The organism is Pseudidiomarina atlantica (assembly GCF_000753735.1).
Taxonomy (GTDB): Bacteria; Pseudomonadota; Gammaproteobacteria; order Enterobacterales; family Alteromonadaceae; genus Pseudidiomarina; species Pseudidiomarina atlantica.
On the sequence record NZ_JPIN01000034.1, the window covers coordinates 1 to 1,333 of the forward strand.

Sequence of the window (1,333 nt, forward strand, 5' to 3'; positions counted from 1 at the left end):
GGGGGGGGGAGCCTCAACGTTTAGCGGATAATTGGAGAGTGAGTTGCCTTGAGGACCGCTATGGTTTTTCAGTGACATCGCCAGAGGGAGTAACCTACATTCTTGATGTTATGGCTTTGGTGCCTGCCAGTTACGTGGCCGTAGAGCAAGAAGGGCAGATGCATAACCCTGACTATCCATCGACGGTATTAATGCAGAGCTACACCTTAAATGTACAAGTGAGCCGCATCGAAGACCGTTTTGGCAATTGGGTTGAGTTTACCTATGAAAGTGCCACCATGCCGGTGCATACCTATACATCGTCGGTAACCTATGGCGAGAAATTATTGCGCATTGAAGCAAACGATGGTCGTGAGATTGAATTCTTTTATGAAAGTGGTGGGCAAGGTTCGCGCATCAGTCATATCGTTGCGGATGGAAAAACGTGGAATTATGACTATACGGTCGAATTTGATGCACGCGAGCAACTCGATAAAGATATATTGACCGATGTGATACGCCCTGATGGTAAACGTTGGGAGTTCGATTTGAACTTTGCGGACTACGGCGGCTATCAGGCGGGAGATGGGCAGAATGATTGTCAGGTACTTAACCTTCCAGCGAAAGATTCAACGCTCACACACCCGAATGGCGCGGTATTTAGTTTACGCCAACAACTGAAGCAGTTTGGTATTTCAGAAAAGCCGCGAAGTGGCAGCCGTTGCTTTTCATCAATGGCGGTGACGCAGAAAACCCTATCATTTAACAATGAGCAGCTGACCTGGCAGTACAGCTATTCGCAGAATGCCGGCTCGCCGAAGGAGTCAACTTTATCGACCTCTCCTGCGCAAGCACTTAGCGGATTGCCGTTTACCCCCAGCGGCTATGATTTGATGGATTTGCGCTCAACAACGGTGGAGGCACCCGATGGCAGTAAGACCGTGCATGTGTTTAATCGCAGTCATACCGCGCTCGATAGCAAGCCGGTGGCGACTTATTGGTATGATACCAATGGCACAACGCTGCTCCGTTCGAAGGTGTTGCATTATGATGTGGTTGCAAAAAGTGGCAGCGTAGGCTTTCAATCGTGTAAACCCGATGTCTACCCAGTGTTGTTGATAGACGGTTGCGGTCGCATTCAGCAGTTTGGCAATGCCGACATGCACGAGACCCACCAGTACCTTGCCACGCAAACAGTGCGCACTCACGATGGTGGCGCGGTGAGTACTTATACCACGCATTATGATGATTATAATGACTACGGCAAGCCACTGCGAGTGCATGAGCAAAGTGCGCAAGGCTCGCGTTATACCCGTACGACGTATCAGCATGATACGCAGTTGTGGGTGTTGAA

1 pseudogene is annotated in these 1,333 nt (G+C 49.7%); it reads left to right on the forward strand.

The features are described from left to right. Window positions 1–38: 38 nt before the first annotated feature. Window positions 39–1,333, forward strand: a pseudogene (locus tag IDAT_RS12785) (hypothetical protein); the annotation flags it as partial.